At 73.2% G+C, this 21,333-nt stretch carries 20 protein-coding genes; 12 read left to right on the top strand and 8 right to left on the bottom strand.

Annotated features, from left to right (window positions below; genetic code table 11):
• The first annotated feature begins 54 nt into the window (after positions 1-54).
• Genes pgsA through CKY47_RS15560 form a run of 4 tightly spaced genes read left to right on the top strand, consistent with a single transcriptional unit; the run spans position 55 to position 3,699 of the window.
• Positions 55-681 (top strand): phosphatidylinositol phosphate synthase, encoded by a 627-nt coding sequence (pgsA, locus tag CKY47_RS15575; RefSeq protein WP_306746521.1) that lies wholly within the window; start codon positions 55-57, stop codon positions 679-681.
• A complete protein-coding gene (locus CKY47_RS15570; protein ID WP_306746520.1) occupies positions 678-1,604 on the top strand; it encodes a phosphatidylinositol mannoside acyltransferase in 927 nt (308 codons plus the stop codon). The genes pgsA and CKY47_RS15570 overlap by 4 nt, the downstream gene beginning before the upstream one ends.
• Complete coding sequence (locus CKY47_RS15565; protein WP_306746519.1) at positions 1,601-2,722, top strand: glycosyltransferase family 4 protein; 1,122 nt, start codon at positions 1,601-1,603, stop codon at positions 2,720-2,722. Before CKY47_RS15570 ends, CKY47_RS15565 begins: the two co-directional genes overlap by 4 nt.
• Positions 2,719-3,699 (top strand): NUDIX hydrolase, encoded by a 981-nt coding sequence (locus CKY47_RS15560; protein WP_306746518.1) that lies wholly within the window; start codon positions 2,719-2,721, stop codon positions 3,697-3,699. The genes CKY47_RS15565 and CKY47_RS15560 overlap by 4 nt, the downstream gene beginning before the upstream one ends.
• A 7-nt stretch (positions 3,700-3,706) precedes the next feature.
• On the opposite strand, the gene CKY47_RS15555 is transcribed toward CKY47_RS15560, so the two are convergent.
• Positions 3,707-4,081, bottom strand: coding sequence for a PH domain-containing protein (locus CKY47_RS15555; protein ID WP_306746517.1), 375 nt, complete (start codon positions 4,079-4,081; stop codon positions 3,707-3,709).
• A 17-nt stretch (positions 4,082-4,098) separates the two neighbouring features.
• Complete coding sequence (locus CKY47_RS15550) at positions 4,099-4,617, bottom strand: DUF4240 domain-containing protein (protein WP_306746516.1); 519 nt, start codon at positions 4,615-4,617, stop codon at positions 4,099-4,101.
• Between the two features lie 89 nt (positions 4,618-4,706).
• Here CKY47_RS15550 and CKY47_RS15545 point away from each other — a divergent pair, with 89 nt between their 5' ends.
• From CKY47_RS15545 to CKY47_RS15535, 3 genes are all read left to right on the top strand, one after another.
• Positions 4,707-5,174 carry a GyrI-like domain-containing protein gene (locus CKY47_RS15545; protein WP_306746515.1) on the top strand — a complete coding sequence of 156 codons (468 nt, stop codon included), beginning with the start codon at positions 4,707-4,709 and terminating at the stop codon, positions 5,172-5,174.
• 143 nt (positions 5,175-5,317) lie between these two features.
• A complete protein-coding gene (locus tag CKY47_RS15540) occupies positions 5,318-6,175 on the top strand; it encodes a DUF5753 domain-containing protein (protein WP_306746514.1) in 858 nt (285 codons plus the stop codon).
• A 40-nt stretch (positions 6,176-6,215) separates the two neighbouring features.
• Positions 6,216-6,329, top strand: coding sequence for a DUF397 domain-containing protein (locus CKY47_RS15535; protein WP_306746513.1), 114 nt, complete (start codon positions 6,216-6,218; stop codon positions 6,327-6,329).
• 60 nt (positions 6,330-6,389) lie between these two features.
• Here the strand turns inward: CKY47_RS15535 and CKY47_RS15530 are convergent, their stop codons facing one another.
• The 4 genes from CKY47_RS15530 to CKY47_RS15515 are packed head-to-tail and all read right to left on the bottom strand — an operon-like array spanning position 6,390 to position 11,111.
• Positions 6,390-7,382, bottom strand: a complete 993-nt coding sequence (locus CKY47_RS15530; RefSeq protein ID WP_306746512.1) for a TIGR03842 family LLM class F420-dependent oxidoreductase — start codon at positions 7,380-7,382, stop codon at positions 6,390-6,392.
• An 8-nt stretch (positions 7,383-7,390) separates the two neighbouring features.
• Positions 7,391-8,776 (bottom strand): dihydropyrimidinase, encoded by a 1,386-nt coding sequence (gene hydA / locus CKY47_RS15525; protein WP_306746511.1) that lies wholly within the window; start codon positions 8,774-8,776, stop codon positions 7,391-7,393.
• Positions 8,773-9,555 carry a nitrilase-related carbon-nitrogen hydrolase gene (locus CKY47_RS15520; RefSeq protein ID WP_306746814.1) on the bottom strand — a complete coding sequence of 261 codons (783 nt, stop codon included), beginning with the start codon at positions 9,553-9,555 and terminating at the stop codon, positions 8,773-8,775. The genes hydA and CKY47_RS15520 overlap by 4 nt, the downstream gene beginning before the upstream one ends.
• 53 nt (positions 9,556-9,608) lie before the next feature.
• Entirely contained in the window at positions 9,609-11,111 is a 1,503-nt protein-coding gene (locus CKY47_RS15515) for an NCS1 family nucleobase:cation symporter-1 (protein WP_306746510.1), read from the bottom strand.
• A 214-nt stretch (positions 11,112-11,325) separates the two neighbouring features.
• Here CKY47_RS15515 and CKY47_RS15510 point away from each other — a divergent pair, with 214 nt between their 5' ends.
• Positions 11,326-12,312 (top strand): LysR family transcriptional regulator, encoded by a 987-nt coding sequence (locus CKY47_RS15510; RefSeq protein ID WP_306746508.1) that lies wholly within the window; start codon positions 11,326-11,328, stop codon positions 12,310-12,312.
• 219 nt (positions 12,313-12,531) lie between these two features.
• A complete protein-coding gene (locus CKY47_RS15505; protein WP_306746507.1) occupies positions 12,532-15,291 on the top strand; it encodes an ATP-binding protein in 2,760 nt (919 codons plus the stop codon).
• Between the two features lie 18 nt (positions 15,292-15,309).
• Here CKY47_RS15505 and CKY47_RS15500 read toward each other — a convergent pair whose 3' ends face one another.
• Positions 15,310-16,056 carry a thioesterase II family protein gene (locus tag CKY47_RS15500; RefSeq protein WP_306746506.1) on the bottom strand — a complete coding sequence of 249 codons (747 nt, stop codon included), beginning with the start codon at positions 16,054-16,056 and terminating at the stop codon, positions 15,310-15,312.
• A gap of 225 nt (positions 16,057-16,281) precedes the next feature.
• On the opposite strand from CKY47_RS15500, the gene CKY47_RS15495 reads away from it, so the two are divergent.
• The gene (locus CKY47_RS15495; protein ID WP_306746505.1) at positions 16,282-16,740 is read left to right on the top strand and encodes a hypothetical protein; all 459 of its coding nucleotides are present in this window, start codon (positions 16,282-16,284) and stop codon (positions 16,738-16,740) included.
• Between the two features lie 4 nt (positions 16,741-16,744).
• On the opposite strand, the gene CKY47_RS15490 is transcribed toward CKY47_RS15495, so the two are convergent.
• A complete protein-coding gene (locus CKY47_RS15490) occupies positions 16,745-18,412 on the bottom strand; it encodes a PucR family transcriptional regulator (RefSeq protein WP_306746504.1) in 1,668 nt (555 codons plus the stop codon).
• Between the two features lie 115 nt (positions 18,413-18,527).
• Here CKY47_RS15490 and CKY47_RS15485 point away from each other — a divergent pair, with 115 nt between their 5' ends.
• Both CKY47_RS15485 and CKY47_RS15480 read left to right on the top strand, forming a co-directional pair.
• A complete protein-coding gene (locus tag CKY47_RS15485; protein WP_306746503.1) occupies positions 18,528-19,802 on the top strand; it encodes an aspartate aminotransferase family protein in 1,275 nt (424 codons plus the stop codon).
• A gap of 5 nt (positions 19,803-19,807) precedes the next feature.
• Positions 19,808-21,328 (top strand): CoA-acylating methylmalonate-semialdehyde dehydrogenase, encoded by a 1,521-nt coding sequence (locus tag CKY47_RS15480; RefSeq protein WP_371320681.1) that lies wholly within the window; start codon positions 19,808-19,810, stop codon positions 21,326-21,328.
• Positions 21,329-21,333: the final 5 nt, after the last annotated feature.

Raw genomic sequence — 21,333 nt, 5'->3', positions numbered from 1 at the left:
TCGTTACGCTGCCGGGGACCACGTCGTCCCCGTCGGTAGGTGCCGCACCACCCCATGCTGAACATCTTCGCCCGCGCGTCGGTCTCGCGCGTCACCGATCCGATCGGGGCGTGGCTGCTGCGCCGCGGCCTCACCCCGAACGCCGTCACCGTGCTGGGCACCGTCGGCTCCGTCGCCGCGTCCCTGTGGTTCATCCCGCGCGGGGAGCTGTTCGCGGGCGCGGCGGTCGTCGCCGCGTTCGTGCTGTTCGACCTCCTCGACGGGGCGATGGCGCGCGCCCGGGGAGGCGGCACGAGGTTCGGGGCCGTGCTCGACGCGAGCTGCGACCGCATCGCCGACGGCGCGCTGTTCGCGGCCGTCGCGTGGTGGGCATTCGACGCGGGGGAGCGGGGCCTCGCCGCGGCGACCCTGGTGTCGCTGGTCGGCGCGCAGGTCACGTCCTACGTGAAGGCGCGCGCCGAGGCGTCCGGGCTGTCCGCGGACGGCGGCCTCGCGGAACGCGCCGAGCGGTTCATCATCTCCCTGCTCGGCGTCGGCCTGCACGGCCTCGGGGTGCCCCACGTCCTGCCGATCGCGCTGTACCTGCTGGCCGCGCTGGTCACCATCACCGTCGTGCAGCGGGTGCTGGCCGTGAGCCGCGCCGCGAGGGACGACCGGGACGAGGAGGACATCCCAACGTGAAGGAACGGCTGGCCGACCTCGGCTACGCGGCCGGGTGGCGGCTGGTGCGGCTGCTGCCGGAGAGACCGGCGGTCGCGCTGTTCGACCGCATCGCCGACTGGACCGCCCGCAAGGGGGGCCCGGCGCAGTTGCGGGCCAACCTGAAGCGCGTCGTGCCGCAGGCCGGCGAAGCCGAGATGGACGAGCTGGTGCGCTCCTCCATGCGCTCCTACCTGCGGTACTGGCGCGAGGCGTTCCGGCTGCCGTCGATGGACCTGGAGGCCGTCTTCGCCGAGCTGGACCGGTCGATCACCGGCGTGGAGAACCTGGACGCGGCGCTCGCCGAGGGGCGGGGCGCGGTGGCCGCGCTCCCGCACAGCGGCAACTGGGACATGGCGGGGGTGTGGCTCGTCGGGCACTCCGGCACGTTCACCACGGTCGCCGAGCGGCTCAAGCCCGAGTCGCTGTACCGGCGGTTCATCGCCTTCCGCGAGACGCTGGGCTTCGAGGTGGTACCGCTGACCGGCGGCGAGCACAACCCGGCGGTCGTGCTGGCCGAGCGGCTGCGCGCCAACCGGGTGGTGTGCCTGCTCGCCGACCGCGACCTGACCGCGGGCGGCGTGCCGGTGACGTTCTTCGGCGAGCGCACGATGATGCCCGCCGGCCCCGCGCACCTCGCCGCCACGACGGGCGCCGCGCTGCTGCCGGTGGGCGTCTGGTTCACCGGCAGCGGCTGGACGTTCCGCATCCACCCGCCCGTCCGGGTCCAGGGCGTCGCCGACGTGGCGTCGGCGACCCAGTCGCTGGCGGACGTGTTCGCCGCCGACATCGCCGCGCACCCCGCGGACTGGCACATGATGCAGCCGCTGTGGCTCGCCGACCTGCCCGAGAGCAGGCAGCGGGCGCTGGCCAGGGCGCTCGCGCGCAGGGAGGCCCCGGAGTGAGGGTCGGCATCGTCTGCCCGTACTCGTTCGAGGTCCCCGGCGGGGTGCAGGCGCACGTGGTGGACCTGGCACGTGCCCTGCGCGGCCTCGGCCACGAGGTCGAGGTGCTGGCCCCGGCCGACGACGACACGCCCGTGCCGGAGTTCGTGACACCCGCCGGGCGCTCCGTCGGCATCCCCTACAACGGGTCGGTGGCGCGGCTGTCGTTCGGCCCCGTGTCGTTCAGCCGGGTCCGGCGGTGGATCGCCGAGCACGAGTTCGACGTCCTGCACCTGCACGAACCCACCGCGCCGTCGCTGTCGATGCTCGCGCTGATGGTCGCCGAGGGGCCGATCGTGGCCACCTTCCACACCTCCACGCCCCGGTCGAAGATGCTGTCCGCGTTCCAGGCGGTGCTCCAGCCGTTCCTGGAGAAGATCACCGCCCGGATCGCGGTGTCCGCGCTGGCCAGGCGCGTGCAGGTGGAGCACCTGGGCGGTGACGCGGTGGAGATCCCCAACGGCGTGGACGTCGGGTTCTTCGCCGACGCGCCCCCGCTGGACGGCTACCCGCGCCCCGGCGGCACGATCGGGTTCGTCGGCCGGTTCACCGAGCCGCGCAAGGGCATGCCGGTGCTCCTGGAGGCGTTCCGCGCGCTCGACCTGCCGGACGTGCGGCTGCTCGTGGTGGGGCGCGGCGAGGAGGACGAGCTGCGCAAGCAGGCCGGCCCGGAGCTGGCCTCGCGGATGGTGTTCCTCGGCATGGTCGACGACGAGACGAAGGCGCGCGCGCTGCGCAGCGTCGACGTCTACTGCGCGCCCAACACCGGCGGCGAGAGCTTCGGGATCATCCTCACCGAGGCGATGTCGGCGGGCGCGGTGGTCGCGGCGAGCGACCTCGACGCGTTCCGGCGCGTGCTCGACGACGGCAAGGCGGGGGTGCTGACCCCGGTCGGCGACCCGGCCGCGCTGGCCTCGGCGCTGCGCGACCTGCTGACCGACCCCGACCGGCGTGCCCGCTACGCGGACGCGGCGCGGCAGCGGGTGATGGCGTTCGACTGGTCCGTGGTGGCCAACCAGGTGCTGCGCGTCTACGAGAGCGCGACGGCGGCCGACCCGCGGCGGGTGGGGGAGGCGTGACCAGCTCGGGTGTCGCGACGGCGTTCCTGGTCCTGTTGGCGCTGGCGGTGCTCGTCGGGCCGTGGACCCTCGGCACGGCCAACCGGCTCGACCGGTTGCACGTGCGCACCGACTCGGCGTGGCTGGCCCTCGACGCGGCCCTCGCGCGCCGCGCCGTGGTGACCAGGGCGGTGGCGGTGGTGTGCGGGCAGCCGGAGGTGCGGGCCGCCGCGGACGAGGCCGAACGGGCGCCGCGCCCGGAGCGCGAAGCGGCCGAGAACCGGCTGTCCGCGCTGCTGGAGGACCTGGACCGGAGCCGGTTGGAGCCCGCGCTGGCCGCCGAGCTGTCCGACGCCGAGCAGCGCGTCGTGCTGGCGCGGCGGGTGCACAACGACGCCGTGCGCGACACCCTCGCGCTGCGCCGGCGCCGGTCGGTGCGCTGGCTGCGGCTCGCGGGCACCGCGCCCACGCCGTCGTACTTCGAGATCGCCGAACCCGGCGTCGACGACGAGCCGTCCACGCTGACCCAGCGGGTGTCGGCGCGCGTCGTGCTGCTCGACCCGGCCGACCGGGTGCTGATGTTCGAGGGCTTCGACCCCGTGCGGCCGGACGAGCTGTTCTGGTTCACCGTCGGCGGCGGCGTCGAGCCCGGCGAGGAGCTGCGGGACGCGGCCGTGCGCGAGCTGTTCGAGGAGACCGGCCTGCGGCTGGCCGCGGCCGACCTGGTCGGCCCGGTGTGGAAGCGGCACGCCGTGTTCTCGTTCGACGGCCTGGGGTACGCGGCCGTGGAGTGGTTCTTCGTGGCCCGCGTGCCCACCGGCGTCGAGGTCGACACGTCCCGCTTCGACGACGTCGAGCAGCGCACCATCCGCCGCCACCGCTGGTGGTCGGCCGACGACCTGGCCTCGGTCGACGCCACCGTGTACCCGGTGCAGCTCCCCGAGGTGCTGCCCGACGTGCTGGGTGGCTGGGACGGCACGACCCGGTCGGTGCGGTGACCCGGTGTCAGAGCACGTACGTGGCGATGATCTGCCCCAGCAGCTTCACGTCGGCGTGGCCCTTGAACTCCAGCCGCACCTTGCCCAGGCCGGAGAACCACAGGTCCAGTTCCGAGTCCATGTCGAACGTCCCGGCGGTCTCGATGGAGAACACCTGGACGCGGCTGTAGGGCAGGGTCGTGAAGTCCTTCTTGCGGCCGGTCATGCCCTGGACGTTGACCGCGACGATCCGCTTGTTCGTGAACACCACGAAGTCGCGGACGGTCTTGAAGCACGACACGATCTGCTCGCCCTGGATCAGGATGGGCGAGACCTGCGACGCGATGTCCTCCGGCCGGCACGGCGCGAGCTTGAAGACGGACTGCTTCTCGAAGTCGATCACGCGTTCGACGGTACCCGCTAGTCGCGCCACCCCGCCGGGTTGGCGAACGATTCCCGGGTGATCCCCGATCCCGTCTCCGGGAAGACCCCGAACTTCTCCGAGTGCAGGTGGGCGAACAGGTAGCAGAACGACTCGGCCGACGCGTCCTCCACGGCGATCCGGGGGTCGCGCGCCACGGCCTCGTAGAACTCCTGCCCGAGGGCGACGACGAAGCCGCGGGCGTAGAGGAAGCCGTCGTCGGAGCCGTCGGTGACCTCGTGCACGTCCCGCCGGTCGATGTCGTGCAGCTTGCGCTCGACCACGCGGTCCAGGGCGGTCAGCTCGGCGGAGGACAGGTCGGCGGCGGCCTCGCGCAGGGCGACCAGCACCCGGTCGAGGTGCTCTTCGAGCTGGGCGGCCTCGTCGAACGCCTCGGTGGACGTGTCGCGCTTCGCCAGGGCACGACGCAGGTCGTTCGCCTCGGGACCGAGCCCGACCCAGGCGTTCTCCAGCATCGTCCAGAAACGGGCCTCGTCGGCGGCGGTGGGGAGGATCATGGGGCGAAAGGTAGCGTCGGGGTCCGACAATCCCGGTGCCCGGAGGTCGGGGAAGGGGGGTCGTGGCTGTCGTCGAAGGACCCGCGATCGTGGAGAGGGACGCCCGGCACACGCTCGGCATCCGCGTCAGGACGCCGTTCCGCGGCATGCTGGCCGTGCGCGACGCGCTCCTGGCGGAGCTGCACGAGTGGCTGACCGGGCGCGGTGTCGAGCACGGCGCCGCGTTCTTCCGCCTCCACGTCGTGGACATGGCGGGCGTGATGGACGTGGAGGTCGGCGTCACCACGCCCACCGCCCACGGGGGCGACGACCGGGTCGGGCCCGGCACGCTGCCCGCCGGGCGCTACGCGAGCCTCACCCATGTCGACCACGCCCGCCGGGCCAACCGGGCGCTCGTCGAGTGGATCGCGGGGACCGGCCTCGTCCCGGACCGGGCGGACACGCCGGAGGGGGACGCGTTCGGCTGCCGGTACGAGATGTACCTGACCGATCCGCGCACCGAGCGGATGAAGACGAAGTGGCGGGTGCGCCTGGACATCCGCCTCCGGGACGGGTGACGGCCCGCGAGCCGCCACCCGTCACGACCTCCGTCGGGCACCCGATCGGGTCGGCGGTTGCCCGCGGTACACCGGTGACCCCCTGGGCTGACAGGACGGGCTTCGGCTTGGAGCGCCCGACCGGGCGGCCCTAGCGTGGCGGTATGGAGCCACGCGTGTCCAGCGCGCTCAGCCGTGAACTGGGTGACGCCCTTCGCCGAGCCCGCCGCCGGTCCGCCGTCAAGGTCGGGGTCCTCGTCGAGGAGTTGGGCTGGTCGGTCGCGAAGATATCGAAACTGGAACACGGGACGCGTGGCACGAGCCTGCCGGACATCGCCCGCTACGTCGGCCGGCTCCACGCCGACCAACCCACCTACGACCACATCATGTCCCTGGCCCAGGCGCAGAACACCGGCCACGTCGTCCGGTCGCACGAGATCGCGATGCCCGACAACCTGCGCGCGCTCCTCCTGCACGAGCAGACCGCCGAGGTCATCTGGTCGTACCGGGTCATCGACATCCCCGGACTGCTCCAGACCGCGGACTACGCCCGCGCGATGATAGGTCCGGAGAACTTCGAGCACGGCGTGGCCGAGCGCATGGCCCGGCAGGGGATCTTCGAGCGGCTCCGGCCGCCCGAGGGGCGTTTCTTCATCCTCGAACCGGCGCTGCACCACGTGGTGGGCGGTCCGCAGGTGATGTACGAGCAGGTGCTGCGACTGCTGTTCCGCGGCGGGGTGCGGGTGGTGCCCTTCGCGGATCAACTGCCCGCGTCGCTGACCTCCGCCTTCACCTTCATGACCTTCGCCGAGCACCCGCCCGTCTCGTACGTCGAGGCCGGTCCGGTGTCGCTGCTCTCGGACGAGGCCGAGACCACCGAGCGGTTCCGGCAGGCGTGCGACGACCTCGACCGGGTGGCGCTGGGTGAGGAACAATCGTGGTCGGTGTTCGCCGCGTGGGCGGACCGCTACGACCGACTGCGGGAGGAACGGCGTGGGGCTGGAGGAGGGGCAGTGGCGTAGGAGCAGTTACAGCGGTGGCGGGAATACGGAGTGCGTGGAAGTGGCGTTCGCACCGGGGGCCGTCGGCGTGCGGGACTCCAAGGACGCCGCTCCGCGCCTGGCCTTCAGCCCCACCGCGTGGCACGCCTTCCTCGGAGGGGTGAAGGAGCGCTGACCCGCCGCGCCGAGCAAGCGTGCCGGTCCCCGGACGTGGCCCGGGGACCGGCACCGCGGCTCACACCGCGCCGATCACCTGCTCCCCGTACGCGGCCAGGGTCTTGTCCTTCTCGTCGTGCATCAGGTACAGCGCGAAGTTGTCCACGCCGATCTCCTTGAGCTCCCGCAACCGCTCCACGTGCGCCGACGCCGGCCCGAGGAGGCAGAACCGGTCCACGATCGGGTCCGGCACGAAGTCGGTCGACCGGTTGCCCGCGCGGCCGTGGTGGGCGTAGTCGTAGCCCTCGCGGTCCTTGATGTAGTCGGTCAACGCCGCCGGCACCGCGCCCGAGTCGCCGTAGCGGGCGACCAGGTCGGCCACGTGGTTGCCGACCATGCCGCCGAACCAGCGCAGCTGCTCGCGCTGGTGCGGCAGGTCGTCGCCGACGTACGCGGGCGCGGCCACGCACATCGTGATCGCCGACGGGTCGCGCCCCGCCGCCACCGCCGCCTCGCGCACCGACCCGATGGTCCAGCGGGCGATGTCCGGGTCCGCCGTCTGGAGGATGAACCCGTCGGCCTGCTCGCCGACCATCCTGAGCGCCTTCGGTCCGTACGCGGCCATCCACACCTCCAGCCTGCCGTCGCGCACCCACGGGATGCGCACCGGCGTGCCGTGGTGCTCGACCTCGCGCCCCTCGGCCAGCTCCTTGATCACCGTCATGGCCCGCCCGAGGGTGGCCAGCGACGCCGGCTCCTGCCCGATCACCCGCCGCGCCGAGTCGCCGCGCCCGATGCCGCACACCGTGCGGTTGCCGAACATGTCGTTCAGCGTGGCGAACAGCGACGCGGTCACCGACCAGTCCCGCGTGCTCGGGTTCGTCACCATCGGGCCGACCACCAGCGACTTCGTCGCCGCCAGCACCTGCGAGTAGATGACGAACGGCTCCTGCCACAGCACGCATGAATCGAACGTCCAGCCGTACCGGAACCCGTTGTCCTCCGCCGCCCGCAGGCCGGCCACGACGTCCCGCGCGGGCGGGTCGGTCTGGAGCACCACACCGAAGTCCACAGCGCCTCCTAGACCAGGTACTGGTTCAGCTCGCGGGACAGGAACCGGCCGTGCCCGGTGGAGCCGCGGAACCCGGAGCCGTCGACGACGACCCGGCCGCGCGACAGCACGGTCTCCACCTTCCCGGTGATCTCCATGCCCTCGTACGCCGAGTAGTCGACGTTCATGTGGTGCGTCTCCGCCGAGATGACCTGCCGCGCGGCCGGGTCGTACACCACGAGGTCGGCGTCCGCGCCGGGCGCCACGACACCCTTGCGCGGGTGCAGGCCGAACATCCTGGCGGGCGTGGTGGAGCAGATCTCCACCCACCGCTCCAGGCTGATCTCGCCGGCCACCACGCCCTGGTGCAGCAGGTCGATCCGGTGCTCCACGCCCGGCATCCCGTTGGGGATCTTGGAGAAGTCGCCGCGCCCCAGCTCCTTCTGGTCCTTGAAGCAGAACGGGCAGTGGTCGGTCGACACCACCGACAGGTCGTTGGTGCGCAGCCCGCGCCACAGCTCCGACTGGTGCTCCTTGGGCCGCAGCGGCGGGGAGGCGACGTACTTGGACCCCTCGAAGCCCGGCTTGGCCAGGTCCTCCAGCGACAGGTACAGGTACTGCGGGCACGTCTCGGCGAACACGTTCTGCCCGGTGTCGCGCGCCTTCGTCACCGCGTCCAGCGCCTGCGCGGCGGACAGGTGCACGATGTAGAGCGGCGCGCCGGTGACCTTGGCCAGCGTGATGGCGCGCGACGTGGCCTCGCCCTCCAGCTCGGGCGGCCGGGTCAGGCCGTGCTCCACGGGGTCCGTGCGGCCCTGCGCGAGCGCCTGCGCGACGAGCTGGTCGATCGCGATGCCGTTCTCGGCGTGCATCATGATCGTGGACCCGGTCTCGCGGGCCTTCTGCATGGCGCGCAGGATCTCGCCGTCGGTGGCGTAGAAGACACCGGGGTAGGCCATGAACATCTTGAACGTGTTCACGCCCGCGTCGACGCAGGACTCCATCTCCTTCAACGACGTGTCGTCCACGTCGGAGACGATCATGTGGAACCCGTAGTCGACGGCGCAGTTCCCGTCCGCCCTGCGGTGCCACTTGTCCAGTGTGGACAGCAGCGAGGTGCCCTTGGCCTGCACGGCGAAGTCGATGATCGTGGTGGTGCCGCCCCACGCCGCCGCGATCGTGCCGGTCTCGAAGGTGTCCGCGGAGGACGTGCCGCCGAACGGCATCTCCATGTGCGTGTGCGCGTCGATGCCGCCGGGGATGACGTACCGGCCGGTCGCGTCGACCACCTCGTCCGCGTGCACGGTGAACGTGGGGGAGAGCAGCGCCGCGATCGTCTCGCCCTCCACCAGCACGTCGGCGCGCACGGCGCCGGTCGCGTTGACGACCGTCCCGCCCTTGATCAACAGTCTCACGGCTGCACCAGCCCCCCGTACGTGTCGGGGCGCCGGTCCCGGTAGAACGCCCACAGGTCGCGCACCTCGGCCAGCAGGTCCATGTCCAGGTCGCGGACGACGACCTCCTCCTCCGTGTCGGACGCCGCGTCGCCCACCAGTTGGCCGCGCGGGTCGGCGAAGTACGACTGGCCGTAGAAGTCGTTGTCCCCCAACGGCTCGACGCCCACCCGGTTGATGGTGCCGACGAAGTACTCGTTGGCCACGGCCGCCGACGTCTGCTCCAGCCGCCACAGGTACTCGGACAGGCCCCGGCTCGTCGCCGACGGGTTGAACACGATCTGCGCGCCGTTCAGGCCGAGCATCCGCCAGCCCTCGGGGAAGTGCCGCTCGTAGCAGATGTAGACGCCCACCTTGCCCACGGCCGTGTCGAACACCGGGTAGCCGAGGTTGCCGGGCTTGAAGTAGAACTTCTCCCAGAACCCCTTGACCTGCGGGATGTGGTTCTTGCGGTGCTTGCCCAGGTACGTGCCGTCGGCGTCGATCACCGCGGCGGTGTTGTAGTAGACGCCCGGCTGCTCCTCCTCGTACATCGGCACGACGAGCACCACGCCGTTCTGCTCGGCCACCTGGCACATCAGCTCGGTGGTCGGCCCGTCGGGGATGCCCTCGGTGTAGGAGTAGTAGTCCGCGTCCTGCACCTGGCAGAAGTACGGCCCGTAGAACAGCTCCTGGAGGCACACGACCTGCGCCCCCCGCGACGCCGCCGACCGGACCGCCTCGACCGCGTTCGCGATCATCGAATCCTTGTCGCCGGTCCACCTCTGCTGGACCAGACCCGCTCGGACGGTGCTCACGCGTTCTCCCTCCGTGGCGCCAGCGCCAGGTAGACGAGCAGACCGCCGGCCAGGCCGACGACCCAGTTGTAGTCGTAGAGCGGTTTCAGGAACGGGATCAGGCCGTCGGCCGGGAACGGGCCGCCGTACGCGCCGCCCACCGCCAGCACCGAGCCCACCAGGGTCGCCGCGACGGCTCGCCAGTTCCAGCCGGCCGTGAACCAGTACGTCCCGCGCCCCGACAGGTACAGGTCGGCCAGCTCCAGCCGGGTCTTCGCCAGGACCCAGTACCCGGCGACGAACACGCCCGCCACCGACGCCAGCAGGCCGCCGTAGAACCCGAGCCAGGCGAAGATGTAGATGGACGGGTCCGAGATCAGCCGCCACGGCTGGATCACGATGCCGATCACGCCGGTGATCAGGCCGCCGACCGCGAAGCTGATCTTCTTCGGGAACGCGTTGGAGAAGTCGTAGGACGGGCTCACCACGTTCGCCGCGAGGTTCGCCGAGATCGTCGCGAGCACGAGCGCCACCAGGGCGACCAGCACCACGGCCGTCGAGTCGAACCGGCTCGCCAGCTCCGCCGGGTCCCAGATCGCCTCGCCGTACAGCGCCATCGCGCCGGACGTGGTCAGGATGGCCACGATCGCGATGAACGACATCGTCGTCGGCAGGCCGAGCACCTGGCCGACCGCCTGCTTGCGCTGGCTGCCGCCGAACCGGGTGAAGTCCGGCATGTTCAGCGACAGCGTCGACCAGAACGCGATCATGCCCATCAGCGCCGGGAAGAACACCTTCCAGAAGTCCGCGCCCCAGCCGAGCTTCGACGGCTCCGACAGGATCGGGCCGAACCCGCCCGCCTTGACCGCCACGTACCCGAGCAGCACCAGGAAACCGACGCTGACCAGCGGCGCGGTCCAGTTCTCGAACTTGCGGATCGCCTCCATGCCGCGCCAGATGATCAGCATCTGCACCACCCAGAAACCCAGGAAGCACAGCCACAGCGTCCACACCTGGCCGAGCACGACGGGGGCGTCCACCCACCCGTCGCCCGCGAGCCGCCCGACGATGACGTGCAGCGCCTTGCCGCCGACCCAGGTCTGGATGCCGAACCACGCGCACGCGATGAACGCCCGCAGCAGCGCCACCAGGTTCGCGCCGCGCACCCCGTAGAACGCGCGGGCGAACACCGGGAACGGGATGCCGTACTTGGTGCCCGCGTGGCTGTTGAGCAGCATCGGGACCAGCACGATCAGGTTGCCCAGGGTGATCGTCAGGAACGCCTGCACCCAGTCCATCCCGAGCGCCACCAGGGACGCGGCGAGCGTGTAGCTGGGGATGTTGTGCGCCATGCCCATCCACAGCGCGAAGAAGTTGTAGGTGGTCCAGGTGCGCCGCTCCAGCGGCACCGGGGCCAGTTCCGGGTTGTAGTGGGGGCTGTCCGCGATGGCCCGGTGGTCGCTCAGCCCGACCCGGCCGTCGGCGTCCGTCGTGACCTGGGTCGCGGGGTCGAGGGCCATCCGTCACACCCCTGTTACGCTCGTGGAACACCCTCCACGCGGGCGGTTCGGCGCGATTTCCATCCCGGAATCCTCCGGTCGGCCCCCGCGCCCCGGCAGTGTCATAGTGTCCACGCTTGCCATGATCAGGGCACACTCTGCCCATTGCCACCGCGACCTCCGGTCAGGACTCCGACCCTCGACGGGCCGCGAGCGGTCACCTACCGTCGATCGGGTGAAGCTCGAACTGCGGCACCTGAGGGTCGTCTGCGCCATCGCCGAGGCGGGCAGCCTGTCGAAGGCGTCCTCGCTGCTGGGCCTCGCCCAACCCGCCCTGACCGCGCAGCTGCACCGGATCGAGGCGCTGCTGGGCGGCAGGCTGTTCGACCGCGACCACCGGGGCGCCCGCCCCACCCCGCTGGGCGAGCTGGTGCTCGAACGGGCCCGCGTGCTGCTGCCCGCGTTCTCCCGGCTCCAGGAGGACGCGCTGCGCCTGGTCGACGACGACGCGCCCGCCGAGCGGTACCGCGTGGGCGCGGTCAACGGGCCGATGCTCGGCGGGCTCGTGCACCGGCTCACCGAGGCCCGCCCCGGCGCGCACGTGTCCACCCAGGTGTCGTGGTCCGGTGACGAGCTGGCCGCGATGGTGGCCGCCGGACGGCTGGACTACGTGCTGGTCGGCGTGTGCGGCGACGCGCCGCCCCCGTCGGAGCACGGCCTGACCTGGAACGTGGTCGCGGTCGACCCGGTGTTCGTGCTGCTGCCCGAGGACCACCCGCTCACGTCGCGCGACGAGGTCGAGCTGGGTGCGCTCAAGGACGTGCAGTGGGCCGTCACGCCGGGGGACGGGTGCTTCGGCGACTGCTTCGTGGCGGCGTGCAGCCGGGCCGGGTTCACCCCGCGCACCATGTACGAGGTGGACATCGGCAGCTGCATCGACCTGGCCTCCGCCGGTGACGCGGTGGCGCTGTGCCAGCCGACGTTCCGCCGCACTCCCGGCCTGGCCGCGATGCCGATCGCCGGCGTGCCGCTGCGCTGGCGGCACCTCGTCGGCTGGGACCCGGAGGGCCCGGCCGCCGGCTTCGGGCCCGACGTGCTGCGGCACGCGGCCGAGGCGTACCGGGAGGTCGCCGAGCGCAACCCGCGCTACACCGCCTGGCTGCCCGACCACCCCGAGTACGGCGCCGTGCCGCACCGCGCCGCGGTCCCGACCGCCCCGTGACGGACCGGCACCACGACGCCCCCTGTGGTGCGAACGGCCCACTCGCGTGCCCCCGAAAGGCTCGTGAGGTCCGGTCGCGGCGCACTTCGGACAGCTTCCACTCGACTGGGTTCGCGGATACATTCGGCCCGCCGAGCAAGCCGACGACGTGGTTGCGGAGCGTGCGTTCTGCGGGCGCACACAACAGGTGCGTCCCGCGTCACTGGGGTGAGGATGCGAATGACACTTGTCGAGCGGGAGGTGGAGCTGGCCGCACTCGGCCGGCTCCACGAGGAGTGCGCCAGGGGACGCGCACAGGCCGTCGTGATCAGCGGCGGGGTGGCGAGCGGGAAGACCGAACTGCTGCACGCCTTCGCCGAACAGGTGGTGCAGCGGGGCGCGGTGCTGCTGTCCGCCACCGGGTCGCGCGCGGAGCGGGACGTGGCGTTCGGCGTCCTGGGCCAGCTCGCCCACGGCACCGCGCTGCCCGGACCGGCGGCGCGACGGCTGCTCGACCTGCTGCGCGCGGCCGGCGAGGACGACACCGCGGCGGACCCGTCCACCGGCGGCGCGTCCACCATCGGCGCCGCGAACGCCCGGCTGCTCGACGAGGTGTGCACCGTCCTGCTGGCGCCGGCCGCCGAGCGGACCGTGGTGCTCCTCGTCGACGACGTCCAGTTCGTCGACGACGCCTCGCTCCAGGCGCTGCTCTACCTCCAGCGCCGGATGCGCTTCACCCGGACCCTGGTCGTCCTCACCGAGTGTGCCGTGCCCCGGCCGAGCCGGGCCGCCTTCCACGCGGAGCTGACCCGCCAGCCCAACACCACCAGGCTCGTGCTCGACCCGCTGTCCCGCGAGGGGGTCGCCGAACTCCTCGCCACCCACCTCGACCCGCGCACGGCCGCCGCGCTCGCGCCGGTCCACCACGCCATCAGCGGCGGCAACCCGCTGCTGGTCACCGCGCTCGTCGAGGACCACCGCGCGGCCGTCCGGGCGGGACGCCCGCTCGACGGGGTCACCGCGGGCCGCGAGTTCGGCCAGGGCGTGCTGGCCTGCCTGCACCGCTGGGGACCGCCCGTGCTCCAGGTGGCGCGCGCCCTGGCCGTGCTGGGCGAGGGCCGGAGCCCGGCCCTGCTCGGCAAGCTGCTGGACACCACCGCCGACGCGGCCGCCCAGGTGGTCGAGGTGCTGGAGCAGGCCGGCCTGCTCGACGGCGGCCGGTTCCGCCACCCCGTGGCGCGCGGCGCCGTGCTGGCGAGCCTCGCCCCGGCCGAGCGGGCCGGGCTGCACCTCAAGGCCGCCGGGCTGCTGCACCTCGACGGCGCCGGGCCCGCCGAGCTGGCCGGCCACCTGACCGAAGCCGACGCGCTGGGCGGCGGCACGGTGGACCGGTGGGGCGCCGACGTGCTGCGCAGGGCCGCGCAGGACGACCTGGCCACCGGCCGGCTCGACCAGGCCGTGCGGAGGCTGGAGCTGGCGCTGCGCTGCACCACCGACGACGCCGAGCGCGCGGACATCACCACGCTGCTGCTGCGCGTCGAGTGGGTCCGCAACCCGTCGGCCGCCGCGGCGCACCTCGCGCCGCTGCTCGCCGCCCGCGACCGCGGCGCCCTGTCCCGGCGCAACCTCCTGCACCTGTCGGAGTTCCTCTTCTGGTACGGCCACATCGACCAGCTGACCGCGACGCTCGCCGACGTGGCGCCCGCCCCCGCCGGGACCGGCGCGGCGGAGGCCGACCACGCCGGCGCGCGGGTCGGCTCGCTGTCGTTCCTGCACCCGACGGCGCTCCCCGCCCAGGCGGGACCCGGCGGCGCGGGCCGCGACCTGCCCACGACGGTCGGCCTGCGGCCCGCCGACCTGGCGGCCACCGCCGAACGCGTCCTGCAGAGCGGACGGGTCGGCGGCTACACGTTCGGCACGCAGGCCGCCGCGCTGGCCGCCCTGGTCTACTTCGACCACGTCGACCGGGCCGGCCAGTGGTTCGAGACGCTGCTGGCCGACTCCGACCTGGCCGACACCCGGGCCGCGGTCGTCGGCGCGCTGCGCGCGGAAGCGCTGTTCCGGCAGGGCGACCTGGCCGAGGCCACCCGCCAGGCCCGCGCCGCCTACGAGGCGCTCGCGCCGCAGAGCTGGGGCATCGCCATCGTCATCCCGCTGGCGGTCGGCATCGCCGCGCACACCGCCATGGGCCGGCACGACGAGGCCGCCGCGCTGCTGCGCACCCCCGTGCCGGAAGCGGTGTTCCGCACCCAGCTCGGCCTGCTCTACCTGTACGCGCGGGGCCAGCACCTGCTGGCCACCGACCGGGCGCTGGCCGCGCTCGCCGACTTCGACCGCTGCCGCGAGCTGGCCGAGGTGTGGCACGTCGACCTGCCCGCCCCCGTGCCGTGGCGGGTGGGCGCGGCGCAGGCGCACCTGGCGCTGGACGACCGGGAGGCCGCGCACGCCCTGGCCCGCCAGCAGCTGGAGCACCCGGCGCTCGGCGGCGACCGCGGCCGGGGCGTCGCGCTGCGGGTGCTCGCCGCCACCGTCCCGGCCCAGCGGCAGGTGCCGATCCTGCGCGAGTCGGTGGAGCTGCTCCAGGCGGGCGGCGACAAGTTCGAGCTGGCCCGCGCCCTGCTGGAGCTGAGCAACGCGCACAACGCCGTCGGCGAGTGCGAGACCGCCCGCACGGTCGCCCGCCGCGCCGCGCAGATGGCCAAGGGCTGCCAGGCCGAGCCGCTGACCCTGCGCCTCCGGCCGGTCCGCGACCTCGACCCGGCCGAGCAGTGGGACGAACGGGTCGAGCACGCGGGCATGGCGTCGCTCAGCGAGGCGGAGCGGCGGGTCGCCGTGCTCGCCGCGCTCGGCCACACCAACCGGGAGATCGGGGTCAAGCTCTACATCTCGGTGAGCACCGTGGAGCAGCACCTGACCAAGGTCTACCGCAAGCTCAACGTCACCAGGCGGACCGAGCTGCCCGTGCGCCTGCCGCGCCGGCTCGTGGCCGGGCAGAAGTAGCCGCGCACGCCGGCGCCGTCATCGACCGCAGTGGCGCGCGATGCGCTCGACGACGGCGTCGGCGTGCGCGGTGAGGTAGAAGTGCCCGCCGGGGAAGACCTCCAGGTCGAAGTCCCCCTCGGTGTGCTCGGCCCACCGACGCGCCTCGGCCTCGGTGACCTTCGGGTCGCTGTCCCCGATGAACGCCCGCAGCGGCGCGCGCACCTTCGGCCCCGACTCCCACCGGTAGGTCTCCGCGGCCTTGTAGTCGGCGCGGATGGCGGGCAGCACCATGCGCAGGATCTCGTCGTCCTGGAGCACGCCGCTGTCGGTGCCGTTCAGCTTCCGGATCTCGGCCAGCAGCTCGTCGTCGGGCAGCTGGTGAGCCTGCTCGTCGCGGTGGACGCCGGGCGCGCGGCGACCCGAGGCGAACAGCCCGTGCACGGCCACGCCGCGCGCCTCCAGGCGGACCGCCAGCTCGAACGCCACGCTCGCGCCGTAGCTGTGCCCGAACAGCGCCAGCGGGCGGTCCGCCAGCGGCAGCACCACGTCCACCAGCAGGTCGGCCAGCTCGACCAGGGACTCCACGCACGGCTCGTGCCTGCGGTCCTGCCTGCCCGGGTACTGCACGGCCACCACGTCCACCGAGCGCTGGGACAACGCCCGGGAGACGGCGAAGAAGGAGCTGGCGGAACCACCCGCGTGCGGCAGGCACACCACCCGGTGCGGTGCGTCGGGCACGGGGTGGAAGCGGCGCGTCCACCGGTCGGCGGCGGTACTGCTCACGGCATTCCCTTCGACGGCGGGCGGGTTGCCCCGGGCGTCCACCGCCCGACGCTGCCGGCGCGGCCGGTTGCGCGACAACCCCTACGGGCTACTAGTGGATCACCCGATCGAGATAAGTGCGAGTACGGAGGGTCAGTCACCTGATCGAGCGGTTCAGTGCGGGTTTGCCGGCAGCCGATGGTGGTGAGGTCATCGTTGCAGGTCCCCAACCAGGTTAGGAACACCGTGTCCGGAAACCGCACGCGCGGACTCCTGCGTGCCGCAGCCCTGCTCGCCGCCGGCGCCTCGCCGCTGCTCGCCTCCGCCGCGAACGCCGCCGAAGCCCCCCTCGACGTCGTCGACGACACCGCGGGCCACGCGCCCTCCGTCGGCCTCGACGTCGCGAAGCCGGCCACCGACCTGCTCAGCGGTCGGGCCGTGATGCTGCCCGCCTCGGCGCCCGCCGCGCTGCCCGAGGTGAAGGCGCCGCACATCGCCGCGCCCGCCGGCCTCCAGGTGCCGTCCGCGCCGAACGTCCCGGCCAACGCGGAGGCGCTCGCCGCCGACGCCCTCGCGCCGCACGCCCGCACCATGCCCGCCCCCGCCGCGCCGCTCGCGCCGGAGCTGCGGCTGGTGCAGTCCGGCACCGCGCAGCACATCCCGGACCTCGGCGCGCTGCCGGTCCAGGCGCCCGGACTGCCCTAGCGGACTAGCGGGACGCCCCGGGCGGGTGCGGCGGCTGAGGGTCGCGCCCGCCCGCTCCCGGCACGTCGCCCGACTCGTGGACGAGCAGGGCGACGTACAGCGAGAGCACCGACTCCGGGTCCTCCAGCGACACGCCCAGCACCTGCTCGATGCGCGCCAACTGCTGGTAGTACGCGGTGCGCGAGAGGTGCGCGGCGGCCGCGGCGGCGGACTTGTTGCCGCCGTTCTCGCAGAAGCGCCGCAGCAGCTCCACCAGGCGGCTGCCCTGGTTGCCGTCGCGCGACAGCAGCGGCCCCAGCTCGCGGTCCGCGAACGCCCGCACCCGCTCGTCCTCGCGCAGCAGGTGCAGCAGCCCGCGCAACCGCACGTCGTCGAGCCGGTGGTACAGCTTCGACCCCGGTGAGCGCAGCGCCGCGCCGGCCACGTGCGCGGCCTCGCCCAACGAACGCCGCACGTCCGCCGCCCCGGTCACGGTCGTCCCCACGGCGACCACGACGGGCAGCGCGTGCTGCGTCGCCGCCGCCGTCCGGTGCACCTCGCACGCCAGCCGCCGCAGCACGCCGTCCAGCGCCGTCTGCGGCGGCACCGAGAGCAACGCCCGCACGCTCGTGTCGTCCACCACCCCGACCAGCGCGGGCACCGTCACTCGCCGAGCCGCCAACGCCGTCGCCTCGGCGAGGTCCCTCAGCACCTCCTGCGTCGCCAGCGCCTGCGCGGGCGCGGGCGCCGCGCCCGGCCTGATCGCCACCCCCACGAGCTGCCGCCGGTCCAGCGGCACGCCCAGCGCCGCCGCCCGCGCCGGCAGGTCGTGCGGCGGCTGCCCGAGCAGCTGGGTGAGCAGCGTCCGGTGCGTCTGCCGCTCCAGGGACTCCCGGTCCCGCGCCACGAGCCGGTGCACGGCCAGCGCCGACGCGGCCCGTTCGGCGACCACGACCTGCCGGTGCGGCGGCGGTTCGGGCGTGACCAGCACCAGCCGCCCCCAGTCGGCGCCCCGCGCGCCGACCACGGTCACCAACCACCCCGCCCGCTCGTGGTACGCGGTCCGCTCGGGCACGCTGACCGCCCGCGACCGGTCGCCCCAGTCGGCGAGCAGCGCCGCGGGGTCCTGCCCGGCCGCGTCGTAGGCCAGCACCTCGTGCCCCAGGGTCTCCAGCACCACGGGCAGCCCGGACGTGCGCGCCACCTCCCGCAGCACCTCGGCCGGCTCCGCGCCCGCCACGGTGAGCGCGGTGAACGTCTCGTGCACCTGCTCGGAGGCCCGGAGCTCCGCGAGCTGGGCGTCCACGATCAGCGACACCACGGCCTCGGTCACGGACACGAACCGCGTCTCGCGCGCCAACGTGACCAGCGGCAGCCCGTGCCGCTCGGCAGCGGCGACCAGCGCGCCCGGCACCTCGTCGCTCCACCGCCGCACCAGCTCCACGACCAGCCCCGACACGCCCACCGCCGCCAGGTCGTCCACGTACCGGGTGAGCCCCGCCGCGTCCTCGGGCAGCGCGATGCCGGTGGTCAGCACCAGCTCGCCGCCGCGCAGCAGGTGCGCGATGTCGGCGATCTCCGCCGCGTGCACCCAGCGCACCCGCCGGCCCACCCCGGCGGCGCCCGCGACCACCACCGGGCGGCCTCGGCGGACCACCCGCAGGGCGAGCGCCTCGGCGACCGTGGGGTACATGGACACAACGTAATGGCAGCACCGGCAAAGCGGTACAGGTTGTGCATGGCGGCCCCCGCACGCGCCCAGCAGACTCGCGGGCAGGGACTGCTGTGACCGACGACCGGAGGACGCGATGGCCCACGAGGAGCTGCTGGCCCGGCACCGCGCCGTGATGCCCGCCTGGATGGCCCTCTACTACGAGCGGCCGATCGAGCTGGCGAGCGCGTCCGGTCGGCGCGTCACCGACCGCGAGGGCCGCACCTACCTGGACTTCTTCGCGGGCATCCTGACCAACGCGATCGGCTACGACGTCCCCGAGATCTCCGACGCCATCCGGTCCCAGCTCGACACCGGCGTGCTGCACAGCTCCACGCTCTACCTGATCCGGTCGCAGGTGGAGCTGGCCGAGCGGATCGCGGAGCTGTCCGGCATCCCGGACGCCAAGGTCTTCTTCACCAACTCCGGCACCGAGGCCAACGAGACGGCGCTCATGCTGGCCACCGGGTACCGGCGCAGCGACCAGGTCCTCGCCCTGCGCAACTCCTACCACGGCCGGGCGTTCGGCACCGTCGCGATCACCGGCAACCGCGGCTGGTCGACGTCCTCGCTCAGCCCCGTCAAGGTGAGCTGGGTGCACGGCGGCTACCGGTTCCGCAGCCCCTTCAAGGACCTGTCGGACGCGGACTACGTCGCGGCGTGCGTGGCGGACCTGCGCGAGGTGCTGGAGACGTCCACCGCCGGCGACGTGGCGTGCATGGTCGTCGAGCCGATCCAGGGCGTCGGCGGGTTCTCGCTGCCCCCGGACGGGTTGTTCGCCGCGTTCAAGGAGGTGCTCGACGAGTACGGCATCCTGCTGGTCTCGGACGAGGTGCAGACCGGTTGGGGCCGCACCGGCGAGCACTTCTGGGGCATCCAGGCGCACGGCGTGGTGCCGGACGCGATGACGTTCGCCAAGGGCCTGGGCAACGGTCTGGCGATCGGCGGCGTGGTCGCGCGCGGCGACCTGATGGACTCCTTCACGGCCAACTCGATCTCCACGTTCGGCGGCAACCCGATCTCCACGGCGGGCGCGCTGGCCACGCTCGACTACCTGCTCGACCACGACCTCCAGGCCAACGCCGCCAAGTTGGGGGAGCGGCTGGTCGACGGGCTGCGTCGCATCGCGGAGGACCGCCCCGCCGTCGGCGACGTGCGCGGCAAGGGGCTCATGGTGGGCGTCGAACTGGTGGGCCCGGCGGGCGAGCCGGACCCCGCGAAGGCCGCGGCCGTGCTGGAGGGCGCGCGGGAGGGCGGTCTGCTGGTCGGCAAGGGCGGCCTGTACGGCAACGTGATCCGCCTCGCGCCGCCGATGACGGTGACCGAGGACGAGGTCGAAGAAGCGCTGGGCATCCTGGAGGACGTGCTGTGAGCACCGTGCGGATCGAGCCCGAGAGGATCGAGCCCAAGAGGATCGGGCACTGGATCGGCGGCAAGCCGTGGCAGGGCGAGGGCGCGCGGTCGGGCGACGTGTTCGACCCGGCGACCGGGCGGGTGGCCGGCCGCGTCGACCTCGCCGACGCGGCCGTCGTGGACGAGGCGGTGGCGAGCGCCGGTGAGGCGTTCACGCGGTGGCGCGGCGCGTCGCTGGCGCAGCGGGCGAACGTCATGTTCGCGTTCCGCGAGCTGCTCAACGCCCGCAAGGGCGAGTTGACCGCGATCGTCACCGCCGAGCACGGCAAGGTGCTGTCCGACGCGGCGGGCGAGGTGCAGCGCGCGCTGGAGGCGGTGGAGTTCGCCTGCGGCATCCCGCACCTGCTCAAGGGCGGGTTCAGCGAGAACGCCTCCACCAAGGTGGACGTGTGGTCGATCCAGCAGCCGCTGGGCGTGGTGGGCGTCGTCTCCCCGTTCAACTTCCCGGCCATGGTGCCGCTGTGGTTCGTGCCCAACGCCATCGCGTGCGGCAACACCGTGGTGCTCAAGCCGTCGGAGAAGGACCCGTCGGCGGCGAACTTCATCGCGGGGCTGTTCGCCGAGGCCGGCCTGCCCGACGGCGTGCTGAACGTGGTGCACGGCGACAAGCCCGCCGTGGACCGGTTGCTGGAGCACCCCGACGTGAAGGCGATCTCGTTCGTCGGGTCCACGCCGATCGCGAAGTACGTCTACGAGACCGGCACGCGGCACGGCAAGCGGGTGCAGGCGCTGGGCGGGGCCAAGAACCACATGGTCGTGCTGCCCGACGCCGACCTCGACCTGGCGGCGGACGCGGCGGTGTCCGCCGGGTTCGGCTCGGCGGGGGAGCGGTGCATGGCGATCTCGGTCGTCGTCGCCGTCGAGCCGGTGGGCGACGAACTGGTCGCGAAGATCGTGGACCGCGTGCGGGACCTCCACGTCGGCGACGGCCGCCGGCCGGGCTGCGAGATGGGGCCGCTCGTCACCGGCGCGCACCGCGACCGCGTGCTGTCCTACGTGGACAACGGGCGGGCGGAGGGTGCGTCCCTGGTCGTGGACGGCCGGTCGCACGCGATCGACGGCGAGGCGGACGGGTTCTGGCTCGGGCCGACGCTGTTCGACCACGTGGGCGTGGACACGGCGCTGTACCGGGACGAGATCTTCGGGCCGGTGCTGTCGGTGGTGCGGGTGGCGACCTACGACGACGCGCTGGAGGTGGTCAACGCCAACCCCTACGGCAACGGCACGGCGATCTTCACCCACGACGGCGGCGCGGCGCGGCGGTTCCAGCACGAGGTCGAGGTCGGCATGGTCGGCGTCAACGTGCCGATCCCGGTGCCGGTGGCGTACTACTCGTTCGGCGGGTGGAAGGACTCGCTGTTCGGCGACTCGCACGCCTACGGCCCGGAGGGCGTGCACTTCTTCACCCGGACGAAGGTCGTGACCGGCCGGTGGCCCGACCCGGCGCACGGTGGGGTGAACCTCGGGTTCCCGCAGAACACGTGACCCCG

Source organism: Saccharothrix longispora (assembly GCF_030852425.1).
Classification (GTDB): domain Bacteria; phylum Actinomycetota; class Actinomycetes; order Mycobacteriales; family Pseudonocardiaceae; genus Actinosynnema; species Actinosynnema longispora.
This window is presented reverse-complemented; position numbering and strand designations above follow the sequence as displayed.